Annotated in this window: 26 protein-coding genes; 11 read left to right on the top strand and 15 right to left on the bottom strand. The window is 51.7% G+C overall.

Annotated elements, in window-relative coordinates; genetic code table 11:
* The coding region (locus tag AACZ40_RS16135) for a tripartite tricarboxylate transporter permease (RefSeq protein WP_339675014.1) at positions 1-1,002 on the top strand (1,002 nt) is incomplete at its 5' end.
* A gap of 158 nt (positions 1,003-1,160) precedes the next feature.
* A complete protein-coding gene (locus tag AACZ40_RS16140) occupies positions 1,161-2,366 on the top strand; it encodes a hypothetical protein (RefSeq protein WP_291166663.1) in 1,206 nt (401 codons plus the stop codon).
* An 8-nt stretch (positions 2,367-2,374) separates the two neighbouring features.
* Here AACZ40_RS16140 and AACZ40_RS16145 read toward each other — a convergent pair whose 3' ends face one another.
* Positions 2,375-3,853 (bottom strand): hypothetical protein, encoded by a 1,479-nt coding sequence (locus AACZ40_RS16145; RefSeq protein WP_291166665.1) that lies wholly within the window; start codon positions 3,851-3,853, stop codon positions 2,375-2,377.
* 193 nt (positions 3,854-4,046) lie between these two features.
* Between AACZ40_RS16145 and lgt the strand changes: the two genes are divergently transcribed.
* Together lgt and AACZ40_RS16155 are read left to right on the top strand one after the other, a co-directional pair.
* Positions 4,047-4,916 (top strand): prolipoprotein diacylglyceryl transferase, encoded by an 870-nt coding sequence (lgt, locus tag AACZ40_RS16150; RefSeq protein WP_291166667.1) that lies wholly within the window; start codon positions 4,047-4,049, stop codon positions 4,914-4,916.
* A 307-nt stretch (positions 4,917-5,223) separates the two neighbouring features.
* Positions 5,224-5,811, top strand: a complete 588-nt coding sequence (locus AACZ40_RS16155; RefSeq protein WP_291166669.1) for an RNA polymerase sigma factor — start codon at positions 5,224-5,226, stop codon at positions 5,809-5,811.
* A 61-nt stretch (positions 5,812-5,872) separates the two neighbouring features.
* On the opposite strand, the gene AACZ40_RS16160 is transcribed toward AACZ40_RS16155, so the two are convergent.
* Positions 5,873-6,820 carry a YHYH protein gene (locus AACZ40_RS16160; protein WP_291166671.1) on the bottom strand — a complete coding sequence of 316 codons (948 nt, stop codon included), beginning with the start codon at positions 6,818-6,820 and terminating at the stop codon, positions 5,873-5,875.
* A gap of 320 nt (positions 6,821-7,140) precedes the next feature.
* On the opposite strand from AACZ40_RS16160, the gene AACZ40_RS16165 reads away from it, so the two are divergent.
* Complete coding sequence (locus tag AACZ40_RS16165; RefSeq protein WP_291166672.1) at positions 7,141-9,735, top strand: alpha/beta hydrolase-fold protein; 2,595 nt, start codon at positions 7,141-7,143, stop codon at positions 9,733-9,735.
* On the opposite strand, the gene AACZ40_RS16170 is transcribed toward AACZ40_RS16165, so the two are convergent.
* The 6 genes from AACZ40_RS16170 to AACZ40_RS16195 all read right to left on the bottom strand — a co-directional run bounded on the left by AACZ40_RS16170 (position 9,736) and on the right by AACZ40_RS16195 (position 15,983).
* Complete coding sequence (locus tag AACZ40_RS16170) at positions 9,736-11,352, bottom strand: hypothetical protein (protein WP_291166674.1); 1,617 nt, start codon at positions 11,350-11,352, stop codon at positions 9,736-9,738.
* Between the two features lie 150 nt (positions 11,353-11,502).
* Positions 11,503-13,377, bottom strand: a complete 1,875-nt coding sequence (locus tag AACZ40_RS16175) for a hypothetical protein (RefSeq protein WP_339675021.1) — start codon at positions 13,375-13,377, stop codon at positions 11,503-11,505.
* Positions 13,370-13,738: an NADH-quinone oxidoreductase subunit K gene (locus AACZ40_RS16180; protein ID WP_291166677.1), complete on the bottom strand. Its 369-nt coding sequence runs from the start codon at positions 13,736-13,738 to the stop codon at positions 13,370-13,372. Before AACZ40_RS16180 ends, AACZ40_RS16175 begins: the two co-directional genes overlap by 8 nt.
* Entirely contained in the window at positions 13,735-14,496 is a 762-nt protein-coding gene (locus AACZ40_RS16185) for a hypothetical protein (protein ID WP_291166679.1), read from the bottom strand. Before AACZ40_RS16185 ends, AACZ40_RS16180 begins: the two co-directional genes overlap by 4 nt.
* Before the next feature lie 33 nt (positions 14,497-14,529).
* Positions 14,530-15,540 (bottom strand): hypothetical protein, encoded by a 1,011-nt coding sequence (locus AACZ40_RS16190; protein WP_291166680.1) that lies wholly within the window; start codon positions 15,538-15,540, stop codon positions 14,530-14,532.
* Positions 15,540-15,983, bottom strand: coding sequence for a hypothetical protein (locus AACZ40_RS16195; protein ID WP_291166682.1), 444 nt, complete (start codon positions 15,981-15,983; stop codon positions 15,540-15,542). Before AACZ40_RS16195 ends, AACZ40_RS16190 begins: the two co-directional genes overlap by 1 nt.
* A 232-nt stretch (positions 15,984-16,215) precedes the next feature.
* Between AACZ40_RS16195 and AACZ40_RS16200 the strand changes: the two genes are divergently transcribed.
* The 3 genes from AACZ40_RS16200 to AACZ40_RS16210 all read left to right on the top strand — a co-directional run bounded on the left by AACZ40_RS16200 (position 16,216) and on the right by AACZ40_RS16210 (position 19,068).
* Positions 16,216-16,590: a gamma-glutamylcyclotransferase family protein gene (locus AACZ40_RS16200; RefSeq protein ID WP_291166684.1), complete on the top strand. Its 375-nt coding sequence runs from the start codon at positions 16,216-16,218 to the stop codon at positions 16,588-16,590.
* A gap of 90 nt (positions 16,591-16,680) precedes the next feature.
* A complete protein-coding gene (locus AACZ40_RS16205) occupies positions 16,681-17,148 on the top strand; it encodes a DUF1569 domain-containing protein (protein WP_291166686.1) in 468 nt (155 codons plus the stop codon).
* Between the two features lie 252 nt (positions 17,149-17,400).
* Positions 17,401-19,068 carry an FAD-dependent oxidoreductase gene (locus AACZ40_RS16210; RefSeq protein WP_291166689.1) on the top strand — a complete coding sequence of 556 codons (1,668 nt, stop codon included), beginning with the start codon at positions 17,401-17,403 and terminating at the stop codon, positions 19,066-19,068.
* 60 nt (positions 19,069-19,128) lie between these two features.
* Here the strand turns inward: AACZ40_RS16210 and AACZ40_RS16215 are convergent, their stop codons facing one another.
* From AACZ40_RS16215 to AACZ40_RS16230, 4 genes are all read right to left on the bottom strand, one after another.
* Positions 19,129-19,713, bottom strand: a complete 585-nt coding sequence (locus tag AACZ40_RS16215) for a peroxiredoxin family protein (RefSeq protein ID WP_291166691.1) — start codon at positions 19,711-19,713, stop codon at positions 19,129-19,131.
* A gap of 145 nt (positions 19,714-19,858) precedes the next feature.
* Positions 19,859-20,839: a toll/interleukin-1 receptor domain-containing protein gene (locus AACZ40_RS16220; protein WP_291166693.1), complete on the bottom strand. Its 981-nt coding sequence runs from the start codon at positions 20,837-20,839 to the stop codon at positions 19,859-19,861.
* Positions 20,840-21,062: 223 nt separating this feature from the next.
* Positions 21,063-22,079: a zinc-binding alcohol dehydrogenase family protein gene (locus AACZ40_RS16225; RefSeq protein WP_291166695.1), complete on the bottom strand. Its 1,017-nt coding sequence runs from the start codon at positions 22,077-22,079 to the stop codon at positions 21,063-21,065.
* A 122-nt stretch (positions 22,080-22,201) separates the two neighbouring features.
* A complete protein-coding gene (locus AACZ40_RS16230; protein WP_291166697.1) occupies positions 22,202-22,996 on the bottom strand; it encodes an SDR family oxidoreductase in 795 nt (264 codons plus the stop codon).
* Between the two features lie 216 nt (positions 22,997-23,212).
* On the opposite strand from AACZ40_RS16230, the gene AACZ40_RS16235 reads away from it, so the two are divergent.
* Both AACZ40_RS16235 and AACZ40_RS16240 read left to right on the top strand, forming a co-directional pair.
* Positions 23,213-23,584, top strand: coding sequence for a hypothetical protein (locus tag AACZ40_RS16235; RefSeq protein ID WP_291166699.1), 372 nt, complete (start codon positions 23,213-23,215; stop codon positions 23,582-23,584).
* Between the two features lie 38 nt (positions 23,585-23,622).
* Positions 23,623-24,045, top strand: a complete 423-nt coding sequence (locus AACZ40_RS16240; RefSeq protein WP_291166701.1) for a hypothetical protein — start codon at positions 23,623-23,625, stop codon at positions 24,043-24,045.
* 11 nt (positions 24,046-24,056) lie between these two features.
* Here the strand turns inward: AACZ40_RS16240 and AACZ40_RS16245 are convergent, their stop codons facing one another.
* From AACZ40_RS16245 to rph, 3 genes are all read right to left on the bottom strand, one after another.
* Positions 24,057-24,836 carry an ATP-grasp domain-containing protein gene (locus tag AACZ40_RS16245; RefSeq protein WP_291166702.1) on the bottom strand — a complete coding sequence of 260 codons (780 nt, stop codon included), beginning with the start codon at positions 24,834-24,836 and terminating at the stop codon, positions 24,057-24,059.
* Between the two features lie 63 nt (positions 24,837-24,899).
* Positions 24,900-25,388, bottom strand: a complete 489-nt coding sequence (locus AACZ40_RS16250; protein WP_291166703.1) for a hypothetical protein — start codon at positions 25,386-25,388, stop codon at positions 24,900-24,902.
* 114 nt (positions 25,389-25,502) lie between these two features.
* Entirely contained in the window at positions 25,503-26,243 is a 741-nt protein-coding gene (rph, locus tag AACZ40_RS16255) for a ribonuclease PH (RefSeq protein WP_291166704.1), read from the bottom strand.
* Between the two features lie 160 nt (positions 26,244-26,403).
* Here rph and AACZ40_RS16260 point away from each other — a divergent pair.
* Positions 26,404-26,704, top strand: a 301-nt coding sequence (locus AACZ40_RS16260) for a 7-carboxy-7-deazaguanine synthase QueE (protein WP_339675031.1), incomplete at its 3' end; no start/stop codon positions are given.

Raw genomic sequence — 26,704 nt, forward strand, 5'->3', positions numbered from 1 at the left:
GGCTTGAGCGAAGTTCACAGCGTGCCCCGGTTCACCTTCGGATTTGATGAACTGTTTACCGGCATTAATTTTATCCCCGCCATGATCGGCCTGTTCGGCCTGTCAGAAGTATTTCGTAATACACTGACTTCAAAGACAGATGAAGAAACGGAAAAGCTCAAGTCGGCACTCCCGGTAGAAAAAGACAAATCCTGGTTCAAGCATCTGAAACCCGTATTCGGTGGCGTGCTGCCTCAACTCTGGAAACGCAAATTCAGCTGGTTTCGTTCCAGCTGTATCGGTTCCACCATCGGCATGATCCCCGGTGCCGGAGCTGACATCGCTGCCTGGATCTCCTACGCCGTTTCCAAAAAATGTTCTAAAACTCCTGAAGAGTATGGCAAAGGATCTCTCGATGCGGTCGGCGATGCCACGAGTGCCAACAACTCAGCGCTCGCTGGTGCATGGATTCCCGCGCTCGTGCTGGGTATCCCCGGCGACTCGGTGACGGCGATTGTCATCGGCGTACTCCTGATGAAAAACATTACCCCCGGCCCCGGTATTTTCGAAAATCCCGATCAACTGGTTCTCGTGCATGGCATTTACATGACATTTATTATTGCCAATCTGCTGCTGATTCCACTGGGTTTCCTGGCCATCCGCAGTGGAGCGCAGCTTGTACGTATTCCCCGTCGCATCCTGATGCCTTTGATTCTGATGTTTTGTGTGGTTGGTTCGTATTCCATCAACGGCAGCTATTTTGATGTCTGGGTCATGCTTGGTATGGGCATCCTTGGATTTATTCTCGAAGTGTTTGCCATCCCGCTGGGACCCGTCGTGCTCGGCATCATTCTCGGCGGTCAACTGGAACAGTCATTCGTGCAGAATCTGTCCAAAGATGACAGCATCCTTTCATTCTTTAACCGACCCATATCAGCTGCGCTGGGAATCTTCTGCATCGCCCTCTGGCTTGTGCCACTCATCATGCCTCTGCTTAGAAAAAAATGGAGACGCCTCAACTGATCATCAACCTGCTGAACCTTCGGGTTGCATTCTGAGTATAAAGTTCTTGGGATCTGCTGGGTGGTGAGTTATTATACTTTGCTGAACTTATATACCTGCCAGTTTTAATGAATGCCAATTTCAATCATTGGTTTGAGTCTAAATGAAAAGAGGATTCCATGACTGATTCTGCTTCACCCATTCGCATGCTGGCTATATTGTTCTTTATCACAGCGATTTCATTTCGAATTTCCGGATCTGTGAAGGCAGAACAGCTACATGAAATGCCACACGATGAAGCCATCGTTCTCTTAACCCGACTTGCTGATTCCTGGGAGCGTTGTCTGAAGCACGCTCCGTATGTTTCTGGTCGTGCGAAGGTGAATCAGGAATCAAATGTCAAATCAGCTCCCGTCAAATTACGAGGGGGAGGAATTCAAAATCGGCAAGGTGATTTCGAGCGGCTCAACAGAGTAGTGACTGATTTCAAAGCCGATTTTAAAAGTCAGAAATTCTGGTGTTTCTGGAATCAACAGTCACCAACCACATGGACAGATCAGACAAATGGAAAAATAGTCCACCAGAATAAACAGGTTGAACAATCATACTCAGTCTTGACGGAAAAAAATTATTACGAGCTCCCACTTGGGACTGATGCAGTTACTTTCTCTCAGCTTCCACAACCAGAAGAATTGATTCGACTGGATGTGCAGCAGAATCGAGACAGCAATGCAAGTTTACGCCGTATTGCTTATCGGGATTCCTCCCGGGTTGGACATCAGCGTACGGAGCGTTCGCAGATGTTTGATTCCTCTCGATTGCTGAAAATTGGCGACAAATATCCAGATCAATTTCTCAGAAATGTGGTCAGGCATTTAGAGACAGGTTACGGAGTGCGCATCAGTCTGATCAAAAAGCAACCGACTGTGTTACTGATTCAGGTGCCCTATCGGGGTACAACCGAAAAGGAACCGGTGTTGTTTGTAGAATCTACGTGGCTGGCTTCACAGGAACCCGCAGGACCAACGATGTTGCTCGAATCGGTTCGTATGACGTTAGAAGACCGATTTCAAACGAAACAGCAAAATGCAGAAAAAGTGAAGTCCATTTACCAGACCGTCTGGACATGGGATTCTGAACGACTCAAGCAAGGGCTTGTGGTTCCGGTTTCCTGGGATTATGTGGTTACCGGAAATAGTCCCACGACTTCCGGGTTTCACTGCTATGTGGAAATTGAAAAGTGGAACATTGTGAAGTCTTTTCCCGCTGAAACTTTCACTGCTGAATCATTGAATTTGCGGGTTGGCGATCTGCTTTATGATAAAGAGCATCGGGTACTCAGTTATCAGGGAGCAAACAACCGCTTCCTTGTTATCAGTGAATAGAAGGGTATTCAAGCAGATTGACGAACCATTAGCAGTTGGACGGTGCGTACCAGCCCCAGACTCACGAATGCGAGGCTGGGCAGCAGCAGGGGAATCAGAAATCGTTCGCCCGCTGCGACAGGTAGATACCAGGCGAATGCGAGCCAGAACAGCAGCATCCAGATCAGATACAGGCGACGCGCCGGTCCGCTTTCCGACATCAGGCCGACGATCAGAAATGGTGCGGCCAGCAGTCCAAAGAACAGTCTTCCTTCCCCAAAGGGCAGGGGACCCAGGCTGCGCAGGAAGATAAATGCCTGCCACACCAGGCCTTTGATTTCCCGTTTGATCATCTCAGGAACTGTGTGTGTCTGCCAGTAATGCTGCGCGGCATTTCGCAAGGAACCACGTTGTTTGATTAACGCATGTGGTTCGCTGAATTCATCTTCAAACAGCAGATAGGAATTGGCATTGAACGTCGGACTGCCATACACGCGAACGTTGCGAATCAGAAGTGGTGCCGCGATCACAGCGAAACTGGCGAGGACCAGTGCCAGACTGATCCCCACACGTTTTAATGGTACTGTTGTTTGCCCGGTTTCTTCATCTGCGCTCGAGTGCTGGAATATTGAGCGAATCCAATACTGCCAGTTCACTGCATAAGAACACAGCCAGAGTACCAGCCCCAGCATCAGAAGCAGCGCCGTTCCTTTCGTTAACCAGGCAAGTCCCAGCAACAGGCCGATCCCCGTCAGCAGCAGAAAGGGAAAATGCGATGATTTTCTGAGATCAGGCATTCGTAATACGATCAGCCACACTCCCGCCACGAAAATCAGCAACAGACCTTCACAGACGACCCGCGCTGTGAGCTGGCAATAAGCGGCGTTGATGCTGAGCAGAATCCCCGTGATTCCCCCCACCAGATTTCCATAGTAACGGGTAATCCCCATCGTAAAAATCAACAAGGCGCACAATCCACACATTGCTGAGAGCCGTTTCCCTGTTTCATAGCTGGGGAAATACGACAGCAGTCCCACATACAACGGGTGTTGATTCGCTTCGGTATACTCACCTGAGATCAGCTGGCGCAGGAGTGTCCCAGCCCCCCCCGCTTCCTCAACGGCTTTCGCCTGCATCAGAAATGCAGCCTGATCGTTATTGTCCGGCGGCGGTTGTTGCGGAAGAATATTCATGAGTACGATAAAATAGACGATCAGAGAACCGGACAGCAGCAGGCTGCCGGTCCAGTGATTCAGCATGGGCCGCGGTATTGCCAAAGCAGAATGAATCCGTCCACCTTTCGCAAATAGCTTTTCCCAATAGCGCCGCGGCATCAGACAGCCGACAATACCCATCAGCATCCCCATCACGCCACAGGCTGCCAGCAGCGAAGCCGGAGAAAACTGCTGAACGAGCGCTGCCCCTTTCAGCCGCACTATTTCCATCAGCGCCAGTCCAGTAACGCCAGCGATTACTCCTGAAATCAGTCGAGGCACAATCGTGTTCATCAGGTAATCATGCTTTCAACGGAGAATCAGGGGAAAAAACAATGATCAACCTCAAACCAGGCTGGAAATACCAATTCGGACTAGGCTTAACGGGCAGAATGATCTATCTTTCGGTCTGTCTATCATAGCATATTAAGGTCATTCTGAAATCTCAGAAAAGAACAACAGACCTGTATTTCAGAATCCGGGAGTAATGAGTCACGTGAATCCACTGATTGCCTATCTGCACTGGGACATCAACCGCGTCCTGTTCGAAATCGGCCCGGTCAAGATTCGATACTATGGCCTGTTCTTCACAGCTGGATTCATCTGTGGTTACCTGCTGCTGCGCTGGATGTTTCGCACTGAAAAGCGCAATGTAGACGATGTGGAATCACTGCTGATCTATATGGTGCTGGGAACCATCATCGGTGCGCGCCTGGGGCATTGTCTGTTTTATCATCCACTGGATTATCTCAGCGATCCCATCAAGATCCTGCAGATCTGGAACGGCGGGCTGGCCAGTCATGGGGCTGCGGTTGGAATTACCGTTTCCGCCTGGCTTTATTCACGTAATCATCCGGATCAGCCTTTATTGTGGCTGCTGGATCGACTGACAATTCCCGTGGCTCTTGCCGGTTTCTTTATTCGCATCGGTAACTTTTTCAACTCAGAGATACTGGGTCGCGTGACGGACGTACCCTGGGCAATCGTGTTTGAAGATGGTCTCGGCCTCAGCAGTCGCGCAGAACAGTTAATGCCTCGGCATCCCGTCATGCTGTATGAGTCCTTCTGTTACGGTTGCTTTTTTATCATCCTCTTGATGCTCTATCGAAAGTATCGCAGTGAAACGCCCCGCGGGTTACTGATCGGCCTGTTCTTTATCATGGTCTTCACTGCCCGGTTCGTATTAGAATTTTACAAGATGCGACAGGCAGAGTTTGCGGAGAGCCTGCCTTTGAGTGTCGGGCAGATGCTGAGCATTCCCCTTGTGATTGCCGGCATCATCCTGTTGATCAAACGCCGCCCCGCCCCTCCGCTGGAAACCGAATTGCTCTCAAAAAAATCAGCAAAAACAAACTGATGTGGGGTTGTGTATAGGCCTGTGTGTTAGAGTTTACGGTCCCAAACGGCTGCTAGAACGTGCCGATCACGGCCGAAAATGTGTGTTTTTGTATATTTTTCAGGATCGTCTTGCCATAAATCCCGGTTACCAGTAAAGTTCGCGGGCAAAATACCCAGATTTTAGTATTAATGATCAGGTAAAAACGGTCATTTGGATTTCGGGGCATTTTTTTGCAACACGGAGGTTGGACTTCGGTGTATAATTAGATGCAGGCTTAACTCGCTTGCTGCCAGACGGCGGCGACTTATATGAATTGAGGCGACATGTGGCTCTCACAGACATAGACAAGAATTTGCTCAGGCGTTGTCTCGCTGAAGAGCCGGGAGCATGGAAGGATTTTGTAGACCGGTTCATTGGCCTGTTCACACACGTCATCCACCACACCGCTCATGCACGCAGCATTCGCGTCACTGATAATGATGTTGATGATCTGCTGTCTGAAGTCTTTCTGGTCCTCCTCGCCAATGATTACCGGGTCCTGCGAAACTTCCGTGGCAACAGCTCTCTGGCCACTTATCTGACCGTGATCTCACGCCGTGTTGTTGTAAAAAAAATGGTTGAGCGTCGCATGGCAGAAGCCCTGGGGCATGTTTCCACCAAATCCAAAATGGAATATGTATCTGAAGAACACGCGCGTCACCAGCAGGTTGTCGAAGATCAGGAAGAAATCCAGAATATGATTCGACAACTGCCTCCCGCGGATGCTCAGATTGTCGAGCAGTACCATTTGCAGGGAAAGTCTTACCAGCAGATCAGCAGTGAACTCGATATTCCGGAAAATTCGATTGGGCCGACGCTTTCACGCGCGCGTAATCGGATGCGGGAAAATCAGTCCAACACACGCACGCTTTGATCGTCTGACTGATCTCCTCTCTGTGATTTGATGCTCGTCCGATTAATCTTTTTGTATTCAACTACCGTCCGCGCCCCGTATTCTGAGGCCTGCCAAAACCAGGCGGTCCGAAAGGCGGAGGTCCGAATGCCCCCCGGCCTGGTCCTCCCGGTTGCCCGGGTCCCGGTCCCCGTTTCTGAAAACTGGGGTCAGGCGTCCCTCGAAAATACCGCGGGATAAACGGAAATGCTTCTGTCAGGTAATAGTGATATATGCCATCAGGATATTCGGGGGTGACTCCCAGGCGGCCATTGCACTCATCCAGATCACCGGAATCCTTAACAAATTCGTAGTCAGCTACAAAGGTGCCGTCATAGTGACCGCCGGGCCCTCCAGGCCGACTCCCTTTTTTAATCTGGTAACTCGATTTCATTTTAAGCAGCTTACTGGTCGCATCATCCGGGTCTGTATAGCCATACTGTGAATAAATCGGAAACCCGTCCGCGGCGACTCCAATCAGCGTCATTTCATTTTCTTTACCCTGTCTGGAAATCAGCGCGTGTGGCAGGCCATGGTAATGATAGGCTCCGGTGGGCTGCACATGGGCATTGCTCTGATCCAGCCCCAGATTGATCTTGCCGGAGAGTGCCTCGTAATTCCAGCCGGAACGGAAGTCACGATTCCAGAACTCCGCCGTTCCCGGATCGAAGACCACGCCATTAACGGCGATCCCAAAGATCGAATGCTGACAGGGTGTACTGTTACGAGCAACCTTGGGTTCCACAGGCACACGATATTCATAGTGCTGTGGACGGATTGCGTTAGGGTTATTGCGGTTTGGAAACTGACCAGCCAGATGATCGGGGATTCCGTTCGCATAGATGTACCGGTAATTGCCTTTGATGACCAGCTTGACCTGATTGGTTGCCGTGGTGTCTGTCGGCCCGAATCCCGGTGGTGGATATCCAAACAGGGGCACGGCACCGCTGATCACGCCCATTGCAGAGAGAATGAGTTGTTGACAATTCAAAGCGAGCCCCTTTTTTCAGTCAGATCTCGTCCGGACGTTTTATTTATCAATTCTTCTTACAAGTTCTGATAACGGTTAGCGAGATGACGAATCCACCGGGTTTGATGCATTTTTTTTAAAACTTGCCAAATGTCGTCTCCTCTCATATCGGCCCGGATCGGGTCTGGAAACGGGCGTACTGTTGACAGCCACCCCCGCGCTCACAAAAATCGAGCGTGAAGCAGGCAGTCGCCGTCATGATCGATCGGCGCTGAATTCTCTCACTCACGGATTGAACGACCACTACTATGATTCTGCGGAATCTGGAACGGATTGAACCCATGCAAACTCTTCGAACACGATTTTCGTTTGCGTTTCGATCAACTCTGCTACTTCTGACTATTGCATTACTTTCGACGCCGGCGGAGTTGCAGGCACAGAAAAAAAACACGGAAACCGGTTTTGTCAATACGGTCTTTAAGGACGATCAGGGCGAGCATCCCTATGCAGTCTTTGTGCCGCAAAACTATGACCCCGAGAAGAAATACCCGGTCATCCTGTTTCTGCACGGTGCGGGTGAACGGGGCGACGATGGATTAAAGCCGATCCAGGTCGGTCTGGGACCAGCCATCAGGGAGCAGGCGGATACCTTTCCGTTTATCGCCGTCTTTCCCCAGGCAGAGATTCGAAAAGAGAGCCTGCTGGCGGGCTGGCTCGCGGATTCCCGGGGGGGAAAACGGGCGCTACAGATTCTCGATCAAGTAATGAAAGATTATTCAATCAACGCCGAGCAGCAGATACTGACAGGCTGGTCCATGGGAGGTTATGGCGCCTGGAGTCTGGCTGCCGCTGATCCCAAACGCTGGTCAGCCGTCGTGCCTCTCGCCGGTGGCGGTAAAGCGGAGTGGGCTCCTAAACTTAAAGATACCCCCATCTGGGCCTTCCAGGGGGCCAATGATCGGGTCGTTTTCCCCAGCGAAACGAAACAGATGGTTGAGGCCGTCCGGAATGCGGGCGGTAATCCTCGTTTCACGGAAGTACCGGATGTCGGCCACGATGTCTGGAAAGTCGCTTATACAAAACCATTGTTTGACTGGATGTTGAACCCATCGACCAGGGTAACTGATACTGCACCTCTCTTGGTCAAGCCCGATCAGAAACGTCCTGCGGAAGTCGATGCTGACACACCATTCGTCCCAGCCCTGGTGATTGATAATGCTGTCTCGGTTCGGCTCGGAAATCGTTTCCTCAAAACACTGGCAGACGCAGTCCCCAGTATGGTCCCTGCCGACATGCTCGAAGGGGGAATTAATGATATCTACGATTCCACGGTCGCCCAGGGGCGCAGCTTCAGCGTACAGTTTTCCGGCATCTCCTATAAAGGGGAACTGGCCCGCGCTGCCGTCGAAGCCTATGCCGCGGATACTTTAAATATCCAGCTGGGCATTCAAAATGTGAATCTCTACATCGGTACTACGTACGTGAGTGGTAATCGACACTCTGCTGTTGCAGGACCGATCTCCGTCAGCATCGGCCACGAGGAGCCCGTCTGGTTGAGTTTCGATGTGAGGCCTTATATCAGAGACAACCGCATCAAGCTGCAGTTGCTGCGTTCCCGTTTTAATATTCCTCAAAACAACTGGTATGTCTCCGGGCCGGCGGGTGTTTCCACACGCGGTCTCGGCATGACTTCAGAAAAAGTCTCCAGCGGCCTGGTCAGCGGTATTTATGGAAGTAAATGGCGCATTGAAGAAGAAGTGAAAGCGATTGTGCCCGGTCTGGTCGAAGAGCTGGAAAAACAGATGAACTTCGACGAAGCCAGCCAGATCGTGGATGCCATCTGGCCGCTTCCCGTGTATCATCCCCGCATGCAGCTCGCGCCACGACAGGTACTGACAGACAAGCAGGGTATTTCCCTCAGTTTTGGTCTGACAGTTGCCGCCGTTGATTCGACATCGCCTCCCGGGCAGATCCAGCGGTTGAATTCATTCGGGCGTTCCGTCAACGATATCCCCAAGGTGACTGACTTACAGATTGGTGTCGCCCCCGGCATGTTGAAACCGTTAACGGAAATGCTGGTCCAGGCCGACGTCGCGCGGATTCCCGTGCAGGATATTCCCGGACATTCATTTGACAAACTGGCCGACCCGCAAACGATGCAACAGGTATTTCCCGACCTGAAACAGTACGGCGAGGATCTGCAAATCTGGTCGGAACTGGTACTCACCAGGCCGATTCAGGTGGAAGATGGAGCAAAAGCGAAAAAAGCAGACAGCAACCCCTTCCGGTTTGTGGTGCCTCAGGCAGCGATCTCGATGGCGATTAAAAAGTCCGCTTCAGATAAAAAATGGATTCCTTATGCCGAATTCACCCTCTCGCTCGGCCAGGATGTGGAAGCAGAAATAGTGGATCGGAGTTATTCCAAACGAGCGCTGAAACTGGAGTGGGAAGGAGGCGCAAAAATTGGAGGCACTGCGCGGTTCGCTCCCGATTATAAACCGCAGGAGTCCAATATCGATCAACAGAAAATGCGGGATCTGGTGCAGTCCGCCTGGGATGGCTGGACTCAGCAGGGGCCTGCTTCCCTGACAGAGATTCCTGATATTGAGCTGGGTTTCGGTCGCTACCGCATCAATCAGGTCAACTGGACTGCTCCCCAGCTACTCGCAACCTTTACGGTGCCTGAACTCAAACTGACGAATGCGACTCAAGTCGAAATGGAATACGAACTCAAAAGCCCATACAGTGACTGGGGCGGCCCCTATAAATTAAAGCCTGGGGAATCGCACGTCTTCGATGCGGCGACTCCCTTGCTGTACCGTCGCAAGGTGGATAACCGGATGCAGGTCTTCACGCTGGCCGCTGGCTCGCATTTTGAATTTCTGCCTGAAACTGGAAATGCAAGTGGAATGCTCTTTGAAGCCGCCGATAACTGATCAGTTTTCGGCGTTCTGGTCATCACTGCTTGTGATGTTGACCGGAAACAATGGTAACAGGGTTTCTTCGACCAGCGAAGCCGGGGAAATACCTGTTACCAGAAACAGCAGTAGCGTGGGGGCAAATGCCAGGCAGGCGAAGAGCCGGTGCTCCTGGTCGGGTTCCGGTGCGTTTTCCTGAGGCACTGGACTGTCTGCAGCAGTAGCGTTCATCAGTTGCCAGAATCCGCGAATCAATGCCAGTTGAAACAACAGGTGACCTGCCATATAAAGCAATGCCAGCAGCAGGTTGTCCTGTGCCAGGTTCCATAAAAAGGCAAACTGTACTGTAAAACCACCCAGCCCGGGGAGCCCTGCCAGTGTGAGAATTAAAAAACCGGCCACCCACAACAGCAGTCGATGGGGATTTTCGGTGACTTTTTGTGAAAGTACCGGGATCACCAGCAGCAACAGGCAACATGCCAGCCCCTGAATCACATTCAAAAAAGTCAAATTCGCAAGCGTGGCAGGATCTGCAGCGGACAGCAAAGTGAGCGTTAATGCGGACTGACCCAGCAGGTAGCAGAGGATGCTCTGCACCAGGCCCCCGCGGCTTGCCAGCAGAGACAGGTACAGAAAACCACACATTCCCCAGAAGCTGATCACCGTTGAGATGCTCTGCACAGCCGAATGATTTAAGGGGATTATAAATCGCAGCACACCATACATGCTGATTTTGGTGAATAAAGCCAGCAGGACCAGGCACCAGATCGTCTGACCGGGCGTATTCAAAGTAGAACCAGAATCCTGTTTGATCCATTGGGTTAGACTGTAGTGGACCGGGAAGATGGCCCCTTTGATAGTGAAACCTGTGATCAGAATCAAAAAAATCCAGGGAGAGATCGTGCTCCAGTAGGTTTCTGCCAGTGGAAACAACGCGACATCATTTACGGTACCTTGAAGAATTTCATGAAACTGATATGAGACAGGCTGGGGTGTTTCCAGCAGCAGACCCTGCATTCGGGTATAACCGGTTGAAGCCAGTAACAGTCCGGCAATAATGAATGCATCTCCCAGGAACTGCAGATACATGGTGCTTTCCAGCAGACGGATCGAGCGCGAACCGCTCCAGATACGAACCAGGCAGAGCATGCAGATAGTGGATGCCAGCAGGAAGGTGGCAAAGCTGACCAGGTCATAAGACACAAACACTCCCGCCAGAAAAGACTGCAGAAGCAGCAACAGAAAATAATGCCCTCTTGATTCCACTCCCCTGCGCCGGGAAAGCAGGATCAGCACCGGCCACAGACAGGTGGGCAGCAGCAGAAACCAGAGGGACACGCGGTCTATCGTCCATTGAAAACGACGCGGCGTTTCTCCCTCTGACTGATCCGTTTCGGCTGCAGGGAGTTTGAGAGTAATGGAAATGGCACGAGTGGGACTTTCCGCTTTCAACGCGGGAGCTGTCAGCACTGTGGCCAGAATCAGGCAGGAGATCAATGTATTGGAAAATGCGGTCCAGCGGTTGAACTCCAGGCCCAACTGGGAGATTCCCCAGCCAAAGCAGGCACCTGCAATCGGCATGACGATCAGCAGCGCAGGCGACAATGAGATCAGAGAGTTCAGAAACGAATTCATACAGGACTCAAAATACAAAGCTAAGTAACGACTAGAGAAAACAGTATCAGGCTAGAGCCACGAGCGCATCACATTTAACCATAGCGTCTCTCCATCTAGGATACTCGGACCAGATGGCCCTGGAGACGCCACAGTAAAACTGGACACAGTCTAAATCTGCAGAACCATCAGTACGAAGATGAGGATCGATAACGTAAAGATCAGAACCAGAGTCGGGAAGGCTGTCTGTCCGTTTTGCATATGACTTAACAGCTGTCCCCAGAACCGGGGCAGTTTCTCCAGTGTGCTGCGACTTAGTACTCCTGTCAGCCAGCTATCAAGAAAGGTCACGCTTTTAACCAGCAATTGCGCCGGTTGAATTACTGCGCGACTCAGAAGATCCAACGCATGGTAATGCGTCTCCCCCAGATGCAGCAGACTGGAAGCCGCGCGTTGCGTTCTTGCTGCTCTGTTTCTGGGAGCCGTCATCCAAGCCAGGATTAACGCTACCAGTACGGCTAGAAAATAAAACGAACAGAACAGCCAGTCACGATCAAAAGGACCCGGTCCCGAACTGATCAGCGGGGACTGCCAGAACTGGGGTACGAATGGCAGCGGGAACAGCGTGACAGCCGTCAACAGGCAGACCAGTCCGGTGGTGATCCAGAGCAGGAAGCGGGGAAAAGGGCTGCTGGAATTGATAACTGTCTGCCGGGACAATGCGAAATAAAAGCGGGTCAGTCCAAAGAGATAAACCCCAACCAGGGGCAGTATCAGCCAGAGGAGAACCTCATTCCGTAACCCGGGAGAGGTCGCGCGTGCTGTAATCAGAGGATTGAGTAAGCCTCCCAGATTGATGATGACTGCGGTCAGCAGCAGAAGCAGGCACACTCGTAATGCAGGCAGACTGGCGGCGGGAATTGCCTGCTCTCGTTGCCAGCAGACCAGCGACAGGAGAAGCGACAAGACACAGGTTTGCACCACGATCACTGGCAGCAGATCCGTGATGCTCTCCAAACCGTTGAAGCCCAGCGTGGCAACGATGATTCCCGTCAGAGTGGCTGCCAGCCAGTTTAAACATCGATCCCATGCTTCACGTCTCATCAGGCAGCAGGCGGAAAAGCCCGTGAGGAATGCGGAGACCATCGCCAGTTGAGAGACTAAGGTCCGTGTCGCGTCAATCGTCAATAACAGGGGGGCACAGCGTATTAATAAAAATAATCCTGCAGGCATCGCCAGCAGGTTCAGCGCTGCCAGTGAGAGAGCGGGCCAGGGGCGGGGATTGCTGATCACCAATGCAGACGCAGGAAACAATCCCAGGCGAGGCACTGCTGCCAGAAAGAGTGTGACTCCTATGCCGGGTAAGGCGACACGGTTTTGTATATGAACTGCCTGGATCGCAGCAGGCTGTAATGTTTTCAAAAAATCCAGAGAGGAAAAACTGGAATGTATCAGAAATACAGTCAGCAGGAGCATCGCATCAGAAAATGCACTCCAGCCCCACCAGTGTCGATGGACCGGTTCTGCTGCCGACGAACTCTGAAAATTCACTTCATGCAGCAGATTCAGATTGATTGAGAGAATCATCCAAAAGAAAAACAGTTCCAGGAAATTGGCCGACAGTACAACTCCGATCGCGGCACTGAATCCGAACAGATACAGCGGCCACGAATAACGGCGGTCGGAAACAAATTCGTTACCAGATTTCGGCCGTAATAGCAGGAAAAATAACGAAGCCAGTGAAATTAATCCATAGAATGCCAGGCTCACCGGATCGAACAAAACATCGATCTGTAGTTGAGGATCCCCCTCCCCTGCAAGGGGCAGCCAGTTCAGCAATCTCAGCGAATAAGCCTGCTGCGTAAGGCGGGAACCGAAAAAACAGAGACAGGTCACCGCGACGAGTGAAGTCAGAGCAACACTAGTCACTATCAGCCAGCGCGGATTGCCTCTCAACAGGCCATAGGTTACCAGCGCAGCAATCAGCAGCATCACAAACGGTGTGATCAGACTTAATTGCAGCAGCACTGTGGTTATTTTATCCACCAGAGTCTGCTCCCTGATCAGAAAAGGTGCGATACGGCGACTCGGCCTCTGATACTTCTTCCCGTTCCATCTGCGGCAACTCTCGTGACCGACGCGATTGAATAATCAGGAATGTCAGCATGCTCAACAGCGGCAACAGAAACAGGACGATGATCAGAAAGAAAAGATTACCGTTCCACGCACCCCGCGACTGACCATCTGCGGCACAGATCAGACCGGCTCCCTGCAGCCAGAGCAGTAAAGAGAAGACCATGGAAAAGGCATTCCGCTGCAGGAGCATGCCCAGGAAACCCAATGCGATCAGGAGTACCGCAACCAGAAATTGATTGTGTAGCAGGGCAACCGAAGTCAGTAGAATCATGGTCTGCCTCCCCGTTCATCAGAAATGAAACGCGTGATTCCCACAAAGCTGATCAGCACAAATAAGAGCAACACGATCAAAGTCGGCCAATGATCCGTTAACAGTTGTCTTACCAGCAGCAGACTTTCCACCTCGACGGCAGCAGGCTCGGGTCTCAGTCTGGTCGTGGGACCCCACTCACGATGGATCACCCACAGAAAACCACACAACAGCAGGCCACAAGACAGGCAGGCCAGGAAGGGCTCACGAAACGGTCCTTCCGGGTCAGCATCCTCTGCCGATGATTGCTGGATGGAAATTCCTCGAAAGACCATCAGCAACAGCATCCCCCCCGCCGTCAGCCAGCAGAGCAGAACCAGGGGCAGGATGTCAGCCTGCAGTAACAGCATCCCGCTGCCGAGGAATGAAATCGCAGCCGCTGTCAGAGACCATTGTAAATCGGAAGACAATACCGCTGCTCCTCCGAAACCGATCACGAGCAAACCGACAAGGAATGGACTAAACTGCGCGATCAGCGCCGGGATGCCGCTCTGACCTTCTGCAAAGATTGGTTGCCCGAACCAGTAAAAGAAAATGCAGACTGATAACAGAGACAGCGCGGGCCAGCCCCAATGCAGCTTCGTCGCCTCCATTCTCTGATGAGTCTGCAGATTCAGATATCCATAGATGCCCGTAATCATCAACAGCACCAGCACCACCATTGTCATAAACAACAGGTTGTCACCCGTGCCAGGCAGATAAAATCTCAAGTCATCCATTCTATATCTGATCTAAAAATAAGAGGAATCAAATCAGTTTTTCACGGTCGTCGTCGATGGGAGACTGGCTTTCGGCAGCAGAAATCCGGCCCACATCGCCAGCAGGCTGAAGTTCAGCAGCACATGCATCAGGGGATCTGACATCCCCAATACATGAAAGGCAACAAATGAAGCCGTTAATGAAATCAATGCCAGCCACAGCGTCAACTTCCACAGACGTTCCGGGTCAAAGCCACTGCGTTTCTGGAGAAAGACCTTCAGCCGCAGTATAATGACCAGTAAAACCAGAATCGTCACTACCTGGATTGTCATTCTTCCGATTTCCAACCCGGCACTCTTCTCGATCAAAGGAAAAAAACAGCTGCGACTGATGATGAGCGGCACCAGGACCAGCAGTCCGATCAGCATTCGCAACTCGCGAATCCAGTTTTGCACCGGGCTCACCCGGCGATCAGGACAGGCGTTGATCAGCAAATAAGGTCCAGTCCAGGCAAGAAAAAATCCGAGAGTTCCTGCAGGTTGTAAGACACTCAGCCAGAGTGAAGTGTGGCCACCCTGCGCTGCATGACTGGAATAGATCGGTACATAAGCAATAACTGCGGCCCAGGCGAGTAACAGGGGCAGCCAGAAATAACCATTCAGTATCAGCGAAATCGAGGGAATCCGTCGCCGCTCCGTGACTGCCAGGCTGACCTCACCGGCGATCTGCAGCAGCGTGAACAGCCCCAGAAGAAGCAGGGGGCCAAAGCGACTCGTCATCAGCGCCGCTTCGGTGGCTGCTTCATCAGTGTGCATGCTGCTATGAGTATAAATCAGAGGCACCAGACTGAATGTCAACAGGCTGCACAGCAGCGAGAACAACAGCAGGCACCGTTCTGATCGATTTCGCAATCGGTTCTGCGCGTGAGAAATCCGCCTGACAGAGCAGATGACTTGCGCTTTGAAACCCGTTTCAGTCAGGGGATAGGCAGTCTCCGCCAGCCTGAATGAGAGTATCAGGATTCCTGGCAACAGCAGAACCAGAATCAGCAGTGGCACCGCCATCAGGAACGCTCCTCAAATTCTGGTGTGCGCGTGATGACTGATTCGTCAGTGGCTGGACTCTCACAGTGAGCAGCGAAACCCGAGAGAGGTGAACCTGACGCTTGCTCTCTGAAGGACAGCATACCGGTCCAGAACGCCATTCCCCAGATCAGCAGCATTCCACCGGCGAGTGTCATCGTCACCGGGTGATTCCAGGCTGCAGTCTGCATGGTGATCCCCAACACCAGCAGCAGCGCTGGCACAACAATCAAGACTGCGGTAAAATTCCAGTACAGTTGCCGCTCTGTTTCTGTTCGAGAAAACTTGTCAACCCGTACCGTGGGTTCCGGGGGGACCTCCTCCATGTCTGGAGAACTGCGAAATCCGATTTTGATCGTGAACCACACAGCCAGTGTGCAGCCGACGGCGAACAGAAAATATTTCAGAAAGAAAAACCAATCCATGGCGGACTTTCAGCAATGTGGTGAGTTACAATCGTTGTGGTCTGAATCTGATTGACGAAAGCATCTCCTGCGGATTTTAAGTGAAACAACCTCCCATGCGAAACGTCCTCTCGCCCGTAATTCGTTCAAATGGAAAAAGTAATTTCTTCGGCATCAGCATAGCTGTTTTCTGGAAGCGAAGTAAGTCCAGTGCTGCTTTCCGAACCGGGAAGCCCCTTTACGGAATTGGGTAATGTTAACGAACGAACCAGGTATATTGATATTTGTTTATGGAACGTTAAAACGGGGCTACTGCCGCGCGCACAATCTGCAAGGCCAGACCTTTCTCTCTACAGCTGAAACCACGGCCGAGTATACCATGTATCATTGTGGCACCTATCCCGGCCTGGTCATCAATCAGGTGGATGGCATCAGTATTCACGGGGAATTGTGGCGCGTTGACAGCAGAGCACTCGAACTTCTGGACGAAGTGGAAGGCGTTGCCGAGAACCTCTATCGGCGCGGTCCGATTCAGCTGTTGCAGCCGGTGGTCTCAGAAATGGTACAGGCATACTTTTATCAGAGATCTGTCAATGATTTGCCGGTGATCGGGGATAACTGGTTCTGATGTTATAAACAAATCCGGAAGCACTTGTGAATAATCGTGTATTTCTGGAGAATCCCCTCATTAACTCTCTTTGCTGTCAGGAACAGGTTCATGGCTCCGCAGACTGTCACACGTAGAAAAGTCGCTTATGCAACATTGCAGGAAATCATCGACGATGCCACACGCCTGACTGCTGCAGACGCACCCACCACCGGCAACTGGTCGAAAGGGCAGATCTTTGATCACCTCGCGCGGCTCATGGACTATTCGCTGGATGGTTTTGCGATCCGGATGCCCTGGCTCTTTCGGTTTCTCGGGAAACATTATTTTAAGTCCCGGATTCTGAAGAACGGCATGCTGCCGGGCATCAATTTAAAAGGGGATGCGAAGAAAGCATTATTCCCGGCGACTGTCGATGATCAGACCGGTCTGGAACATCTGCGGAACTCCATCCAGCGGCTCACTTCAGAACCCCAACGTTTTCCCAGCCCTTTTTTCGGTGAGCTGAGTCGGGAAGAATGGGATCTGCTCCATCGTCGGCACGCAGAACTGCATCTGAGTTTCATCGCGGAACCTTAGTGGAATATCATTTTTAAATCTTGGGTAGATAAATATCACAAGAGTGCGACAACGGAGCACGTAAACAACACACCCAACCTTCAATTTCTAGCTTGACAAAGCCTTAGACACGATTCCCGCAGTTGAGAATCAGTTTGAATCGAGATCACGGTTGGTAGTGATGCCATCTCGCTCTGCTTATAATTTGAAATGAGAATACTTTGAGTCAAACAGGTCAGACGGGAAAGACAACTCATGTCAGGAACTGAATCAGTGAAGGTTGTTATCGTAGGAGGAGTCGCCGGCGGCGCCAGTGCCGCTACGCGGGCCAGGCGCTGTAATGAAGACGCAGAAATCATTCTGTTCGAGAAAGACGAATACGTTTCCTTTGCCAATTGTGGTCTGCCTTATTATATTGGCGGGGAAATTACCGAACGCAGTAAACTGCTTGTTGCCACCCCGGAACTTTTCAAAAACCGCTTTAATATCGATGTTCGCACGAAACACCTGGTGCAGTCCATTGATGTCGAACATAAATCGGTTTCTGTGTTGAACCAGGAGACGGGCGAAACTTCTACAGAAACCTGGGACCGACTGATTCTTTCTCCCGGTGCCGCTCCCATCGTCCCGCCACTGCCGGGCATCCAAGCGCAGAATGTATTCACACTGCGGAATCTGAATGATACGGATGCCATCAAAGACTATATCGAATCGCATAACTGTCAGCGGGCCGTGGTGGTGGGGGCCGGGTTTATTGGCCTGGAAATGGTCGAGCAACTGCATCACCTTCAAATGCAAACCGATCTGGTTGAACTGCAGTCACAGGTGCTGCCTCCCCTCGATCCCGAGATGGCACAGTTAATCCAGAATGAACTCACGTCCCATGGCGTCAAAGTGCATCTGGGAACGGCTCTGGAAAAGGTGAATGTTGAAAATGAAACAGCAGTCGCCGTCGAACTGGGAAATGGGACGACGATTGAGACTGATCTGATTATTCTCGGAATCGGCATAGCACCGGCAACGGGACTGGCGAAAGACGCCGGCCTGGAAATCGGAAAGTCCGGCGGCATATCCGTCAACGAATTCATGCAGACCTCCTGTCCCGCAATTTACGCCGTGGGTGATGCTGTTGAGTACATGCATGGCGTGTTGATGCAGCCCCTCCGCATTCCACTTGCCGGACCCGCGAACCGCGCCGGGCGTATCGCCGGTCAGCACGCGGTGACGGGCTCTGCCGATCCCATGATGTCTCCCGTTGGTACCGCCATTGTCCGCGTATTCGGACTCACCGCCGCCATGACCGGTTTGAGTAAAAAGTTGGCAGAAAAGACAGAGTGCAAAAATCGTTCTGTGATCGTCGTTCCCAAACATCACGCCGGCTACTACCCGGGCGCCGAATCGCTGTTCCTCAAGTTGACGTTTAATCCTGAAACAGAGCGGGTTCTGGGCGCCCAGGCGGTCGGAAAAGCAGGCGTCGATAAACGCATCGATGTCATCGCGACGGCTTTAAAATTCCGGGCATCGATCCGCGATCTGGCTGGACTCGATCTCGCGTATGCACCCCCGTTCGGCTCAGCCAAAGATCCCGTACACATCGCCGCTTTTGTAGCCGGCAACGATCTGGACGGCCTCGCCTCCATCGTGGAAGTCGATGCTGAGCTCGATGAGTATCAGATTCTCGATGTCAGAACCGATAAAGAAGTGGAAGACTTCCGCTTTCCGAATATCATTCACATTCCCGTCGATGAACTCCGCCAGCGACTCTCAGAACTCGATCCCGAGAAACCGATTGTCACGGTCTGCCATACCGCCCTGCGGGCCTACATCGCGACCCGCATTCTTAAGCAGTCTGGCTTCAAAGACGTCCGCAATCTCACTGGCGGCATGCTGATGCAACGCTATGCCCGTCCGGAACTGTTTGAATCCAATCAACCCGGTTAACAGGAACTTACGAATCGGTTCTCAAAGTCAGTCTGTGCGATAATTTAAATGCAGAACAGGTTACTCACCTAATGCCTGCAGAACCTCTTTTGCATTCGCCCGGCCTCCATGTGTTTTGCTGATCTTGGCATACTTGATCTTGCCATCTGTACCAATCACAAATGTGGATGGGTATGCGGTTTCCCGTTTGGCATCCCAGCGCAGATGATAGGCATTCGTAAATTTGTAATCCGGATCGACCAGGAAGTAAAAGTTCTCAGGCAGACTTTGATCGCGAATGAATTCTTCGGCCCGTTTTTCCAGATCTTTCGCGGCACCCGGATACACCATCATCACGCTGGCATTGGCTGCTTTCAACTTAGCGGCATTGGAGATGTACTGGCCTACCTGTCGCGTACAGATCGGGCATTGATAACCCGGGTAGCCCCGGAGCACCAGCAACACGACCGGTCCCTTTTTCAGCTGTTGGGATAAGGAGACTTTCTCACCTTGGGGAGTGGCGAGCTGGAAATCTTTCGCCGTATCTCCGACTGCTGGCATCGCAGTTTCTTTTATCGCGGGATCAGCGGCACTCAGGTTGCCACATTGGATGATGAAGAAAAGCATCATCGCAGTAAACGAGCGGAGTGTTTTGAGTGGGTACATGGAAATCAGCTCCTGAAAAAAATCAACAGAAAGCCATACGGTGACAGGGTTGCATGCAGCTAAAATGAAAGGCCACAGTAATATCATAGCCAGCAACGACCGTCAGACATATAAAAATCTGACGAAAATCTCACTCGGATCAGATTCAAGGAGTCGGCTGCAAAACACCAATCAACCGCTCGACTTCTCGATCAAATACGGCAGGGTCACTTTCGTTTTCCTGGAAATCAGCGGCGACTCGATTGCAGAGTGTTTCTTTCTGCTGATGCTCCCAATCGTTAAACAGATGCTGATCCAGATTCAGAGGCAGCAGCGAATGTATCACGTTGGTATCCCGTTTAAATTCACGGTCTTCGTTATCAAACGCGCGTTCAATTTCCAGGTCAACCCAGTCGCTCTGCAGGGAATACTGGGAAGCACACAGCAGCACCTTATCCAGGATCTTCATACCCCGTTTGATGGGGGTTCCCGCCGCGTGCTGGGTCTGTTTTTCATCCAGCCAGCAGCGAATACCCCGCGCTTGCAGAGCAGCGTAGAGTCGCTCTGCAAAGGCAGCATCTTCCGGGCTGTAACAGATGAAACACGAAAAGAATTCCAGGGCCGTCTGTTCGAAATGCCCGGCGATGTATTCAATCAACTCATCCGAAAGTCCACAGCCTCGCAGAAACTGGCTGGGAATATGCCCTTTGGAACTCATCAGCGTATCCATGCCCAGCGTGCTGGGACCCCAGTGTGAAACCGTTTCCAGGTTCACAGCACGGGACAGATCGACGTTCACCCACAGCGTGTTTTGAGAACGTGCCCCGTTAAAATCGACTTCGCGCAGATTGGAGCCGTGAAAATTAACCCAGCTCAAATCCGTATTACACAAATCCGCAAAGCACAGGTCGGCTTTTTCCAGGTTGGCTCCGGCGAGATTCGCTCCCACCAGGTCGGCACCGCTCAGGTCAGCTCCGATTAGAATTGCACCACTGAGATCCGCGCCCACCAGATTCGTTTCTGTCAGGTCAGCACCGCTCAGGTCAGCACCGCTCAAATCGGGTTTGACATCCGGGTTCTCTGTCCGCCAGCGATCAATCGATACAGCGCCGGTTCGAAACACATCTACATATTCAGGATTCGCCACAACCACTCCCCTGGACCAAATGAAATAAAACCGGATCCCATTCTGACAACGGCACCGGAGAACTGCAATTCACTACACAACGGTTCTGTAAAAGCAGTCAAGTCTTAACAGAATTCAGCGAAATGAAAACGAAGCATCAGTCACTTCGAATGTAAGATGTTGATTTTCACCGGTAAAGGGAGGCCTTCAATGAAATCGAGCCGAACTTGTTTGCGGTAACAAATCACTCCCAGCCTTCCAGCACAATCTTGCCGATGGTACGTCCAGCTTCCAGCGTTTTGTGGGCTTCACGAAGATTTGCTGCATTGATGGGGGAGAGAACCTGGTTGGCGGTACAGGAGATTTTGCCGGCGTCGATCCAGTTCGCAACCTTGTTCAACAGGTGCTGCTGCTCAATCATGTCGGGGGTTTCAAACATGGATCGCGTATACATGAATTCCCAGACAAATGTTGCCGACTTGGTCTTCATCATCGACTGCGCCAGTGGCTCTTTATTTTCCACGATCGAGACAATCTTACCTTGCGGTCGAATCAGGTCGACCACCCCCTCCCAGTGCTGATCCGTATTATTGAACAGTGCAATCGAATCGACGTACTTCATCCCCAGCGATTCGATCTGTGGTCGCAGTGGCTCATAATGATTGATGACATGGTCGGCTCCCAGCTGCTGGACCCACTCTGTTGATTCAGGCCGCGATGCTGTTGCGATCACCGTCAGCCCGGCGAGCTTCGCCAGTTGAATCCCAATCGAGCCCACACCTCCGGCGCCTCCGATGATTAACAGCGTCTCCCCGGCATTTCCCCCTTCCACATCCAGCTCCAGTCGTTCAAAAAAGGCTTCGTAAGCCGTGATGGAAGTTAACGGAATCGCTGCTGCTTTCGCGAAATCAAGCGACTGTGGTTTCGAGCCGACAATCCGTTCGTCGATGAGTTGAAACTCGGAATTACAACCGGGCCGCGTGATATCACCGGCATAGAAGACTTCATCTCCCGGCTGGAACAGTTCCACTTCGGGACCCACAGCTTCCACAATGCCCGCTGCATCCCAGCCCAGCACTTTAGGTTCGGGCTCGATCTTATCCTTCGGTGCCCGGACTTTTGTATCCACCGGATTGACGCCGATCGCTTTGACCGCCACCAGCAGGTCCCGTCCGCCCGGTTCCGGTTTTTCCAGTTCCACATCCATTAACGATTCAGGGTCATCAATGGGCAGATAGCGAGTCAGGCCAACAGCTTTCATGTCAGTATTCCTTCGGGAAGGTTGAAATTCTTCAGAGTCTCCAGGTAGTTCATGTTCTTACGATTGACGAGAGAATTCAAGTGATATTGTGATTCAATCATTTTATCGAATTCGGACAGGAACTAACCCAGATCGTCAACCAGTCCCCCTTCAACACGCAGAGCGGCCCCTGTTGTTGCAGATGAGACAGGTGAGACGGCATAAGCCACCATCGCAGCGATCTCCGTCGGTTCGATAAAACGTTCGATCATAGAATCAGGTCGGAAGCGGGGAATGAACTGCTTCCGCATCTCTTCTGCTGATATCCCTTCATCTTCCGCGATCTGCGCCACGAAGTCGGCAACTCCCTCCGTCCACGTTGGTCCCGGCAGCACCGCATTGACATTCACTCCTGTCCCTCGCAGCGTCTTTGCCAGACCCCGCATCACAGACAGCTGCGCGGTTTTGGTCATCCCGTAATGCACCATTTCATCGGGAATGCTGATGCCTGACTCGCTGCTGATAAAGATGATCCGCCCCCAGCCACGCTCCTGCATACCCGGTGCCAGCGCACGGCTCAGGCGGATGCCACTCATTACATTGATTTCGAAAAAACGCGACCACTCTGCATCGGAAATTTCAAAGAAAGGCATCGGCTGAAAGATCCCCGCATTATTCACGAGAATATCCACATCACCCACGTCTTTAAGTCGCTCCAGGAAGTCCGCCACTCCTTCTGCAGAACCAACATCGCCGTGAACGGGAACCGCTTTCCCCGATCCTTGAATCGCATTCGCCGCCTCTTTCGTCCGGTCAGCATCGCGACCGTTGATGACGACCGTCGCTCCTTCATTCACCAGCGTCTGGGCAATCGCCTGTCCAATCCCCGAAGTCGAGCCCGTGACCACCACCGTTTTTCCCGTGAGTTGTAAATCCATATCAAGTCTCCTGTTACTTGTGAAATGCGTGAGAAATACCAGTGGAATTCGAATGTCGATTCAGAAAGCAAACGAATTCCACCGGCGAACTGGTATAATCAGGGAGCACTTTGGAATCATAGACGCGGCACCGGCGGCGATCAAATTCCACTGAGAACGGGACCATCATTCATGCAGTCAACAGTCGAAAGACTCTCGATACACAGGGAGAGCAGCTTGGGAAACTGGATCAGAAAGCGAATCTCGCTGTTCACGACACTTTCCATTCTGGCATTCTTCTGGGTACTGACCGGTATCTACGGCACTGCCGAAGTACAGCAGTCTTATGTGAAGTTCAATCGAGCAGGCATCCCGGCTCGAACTCCCATTTATACCGACCATCGTCCCGCTGATCCCAACACGGTCTGGACGATGATTGCTTATCCGAAAGCTCCCTTACCATTTATCGTCAGTCTGGAAGTCGATATGGGAACCTCGTGCCTCTGGGGAGGCCCCATGCGACAATACTTCTTCTGGTGCCCCGGCTATCACACCACGTTCCCCATCTGGGGCAGAGAAGTCGCAGGCACTTATGAGGAAGTTGAATGAGTTACCCGGTTCATACTTTTCGTAGAAAGATCTGATCGATGAGCCCCACTGCGAATCAAAGCCTGTTCCCTTGGAATGCCCGTGAAGTATGGCGGGGACTTTGCTTCTTTCTCGCATTCAGTGCGATTTACTGTTTCATGGCCTTTGGTATGCATGATTGGGGAATGGGCCGCATCATGCCAACCGCGCTTCTGACATTATTCTCATTTCTGCTAATGTTCTTGATGGCTCTGAGGCACAATAACCGATTGGTGCCGCACATCGTTCTGATCTGTTTCTGGTCGCTGGTGGTGGTCCTCGATCTGTGCTATACACAAGCTCGATTTATGGATCTGTTCCAGTATGTAGGCGTCTCTTTTCTCGTTACTGCTGGTTTCGTCTTACTCCTGCAACTACTCTTCCTCGCAGCCGCGAGGAAGCGATTGAAGAGAGAAAAGTCAGAACCATCTGCTGACAGGTAGACGATTCCAGATTAAAGGTTAATACCGATCCCGTTATCTTTCAATCCCATGATTTCTCGCCAACGGGCTTCGATTATCGCTGTGTAAACATAGCCGTCAAGACCATAATTACCCAGCGCATAACCATCGTTCACTTCGACCAGTAGCGTGTCGCCAGTCGAAGTGATTCCCCAATCCATGCTATATCCCACAGGTCGATTTTCGAATGCGTCCAATGCCGCCTGCATGCGAGACGGATCTGGGAACACTAGCGGATCACCCAGATAATTCGCAACAAATTTGATGCGACCGCGAAATATATACGCACGCCATTCAGAGACGAATTCAATGACTTCCTGCACCAGAACTTCAGTCTCGCCAGCAACGACAGCAGAGGGGATCAGGTCGCTGAATTTGTGAAAGACCGTCCCTTTAAACTTTTTGTGTTCGTGTAAGGGCTTGACGTGAACGGCGCGCGTCTCCTCTTCATTCTCAAATGGCTGTCGTACCTGTTCCAACGTAGAAATCCAGAAATCGCGGCCAATCCACTTTTTCAGACACTCAGGCAGATCCTGCAGGTCAGGTAACGGACGCTGAGCCCGCTTGATCGCTGAGCGCACTGTTCCTACGCCACCCGCTACGATAGTTTCATCGGGAAATGACAGCAGCCCCCTGTCCAATGCTCCGTCAAACAATGTCGGCGCATCAAACCGCATCACCTCATAACCCCGCTCCCAGAATCTATACGCAATCTGTTCGAGGTTCAGATAATTTGGATCCCCTTTTTGTCCCTGTTGCACATAAGCACGCATAGTTTTCTTCCAGTGAGATCACGTCTGATTCGATATGACAATTCCAGCGAGAAACTTTGCTCATCACCCTGCGTGTCCAAATCGCCCAAAGCCACCTTTGTCTCTCCAAGTGCTTTCATGGTGATGAAAAACGACATACTGTTGTTTGACGATCTGCTCCACAATTTGACTGGCGACTGATTGGGCTGACAGACTTTGATTTCTCTGTTGCTCCCACACAGCGACTGCAGAAGAGATAATTTCCTGGAGATCTTCGATCAATGAGAGGCCATCCTCTTCAGTTCTTTTGGGCCATGTGAGCAAGTATTCTTTTAAAGGTTGATCGACTAAAGATTGCAGGCGAGTAAGAATCTTTTGCGCATTCACCTTATCTGGATTACAACGTTCTGAGAAAAGATGCAGAGTGACAGCGATTACTGCTTCAGAGGGAAATTCGTCAGAAGAACTCACCCAGAAATCAATCGTGTCCAGCAATAACCTTTCCGTCAGGTAGATTCTACGATCCCAGATTTGATCTTCAAGTTGAGATCTGACTCGATATTGAAGTGTCATATCGTCTATTCCTGTTCTCAGTCAGATAAGACGACACTAGCTAAAGAAATCAGGTTCACTATTACGATATCAATCCCGTTCGTGTTCTTTCCTGCTTCTCATAGTAGCAAAAACTCACAAACACCAGTCGGCTCCGAAGCACCCCTTCTGGATTTTCGTCAGCTGTTGAATCCCCGCTGTTGCCAGTTCCAGTTGTGCGTCCAGCATGCCTCGGTTGAAGGTCTGGCCTTCCGCGGTGCCCTGGACTTCGATGAAGTCGCCGCCCCCGGTCATCACCACGTTCATATCCACGCCGGCGGTGCTGTCTTCGATGTAATCCAGGTCGAGTACCGGTTCGCCGTTCACCACGCCCACACTCACCGCGGCGACACTGTCAGAAAAAATCCGTTTCGGGTCGAACGCTTCGCCGGGAGCCAGTTCGCAGGTTTCGGGAATCGCCAGCACCGTATCCAGCAGCGCCAGGAAGCCGCCCGTGATACTCAGCGTCCGCGTTCCCCCGTCGGCCTGCAGCACATCGCAGTCCACCGTAATCGTGCGTGGACCCAATGCACCGAAATCAATCACCGCCCGCAAGCTGCGACCAATCAATCGCTGAATCTCACTCGAGCGTCCGTCGGCCCGACGCTGTTTTCGAGGCGACGTACTGCCGGGCAGCATGTTGTATTCCGCTGTCACCCAGCCGGTCGGGTTCTCGTCGTTTTTCTTCCAGGGAGGCACGCTGTTGTCCAGACTGGCCGTGCACAGTACCACCGTATTGCCTGCAGAAATCAGGATGCTTCCCGGCGTCGCACGGGTGTAATGGCGTTCGACTTTGATGGGACGCAGTTGTTCGGGCTGACGGGAATCGTGGCGCATGGGAGTATCCTGTACTGCTGGGGAATTCAATCGTAATCTGTGTTCAGTTGATTTTTCGCTAAAGTTACCACGCTTTGACCGTGCATTTCAATGCAAGAACCGTCGCTTTCTATTAAGATAGACTCATTGACCGTTCCCTTTATTTCAGGATCTTGTACCCGTGTTGATCTCGGAAATCTTTCACTCACCGCAAGGCGAAGGCAAATGGATCGGGGTCCCCTCGATCTTCATTCGCACCAGTGGCTGCAATCTGCGCTGCTGGTTCTGCGATACGCCTTACACCTCCTGGAATCCCGAGGGTGAGAAAATGTCCGTCGATCAGATCCTCGAACACATCACTCAGTACGACTGCGAACACGTCGTCGTCACCGGCGGCGAACCCATGCTCAGCCACGAGATCGAATCTCTCACGCAGCGCCTGCATGCGGACGGCAAGATCATCACCATCGAAACAGCGGGTA

It is taken from the genome of uncultured Gimesia sp. (assembly GCF_963972345.1).
Taxonomy (GTDB): Bacteria; Planctomycetota; Planctomycetia; order Planctomycetales; family Planctomycetaceae; genus Gimesia.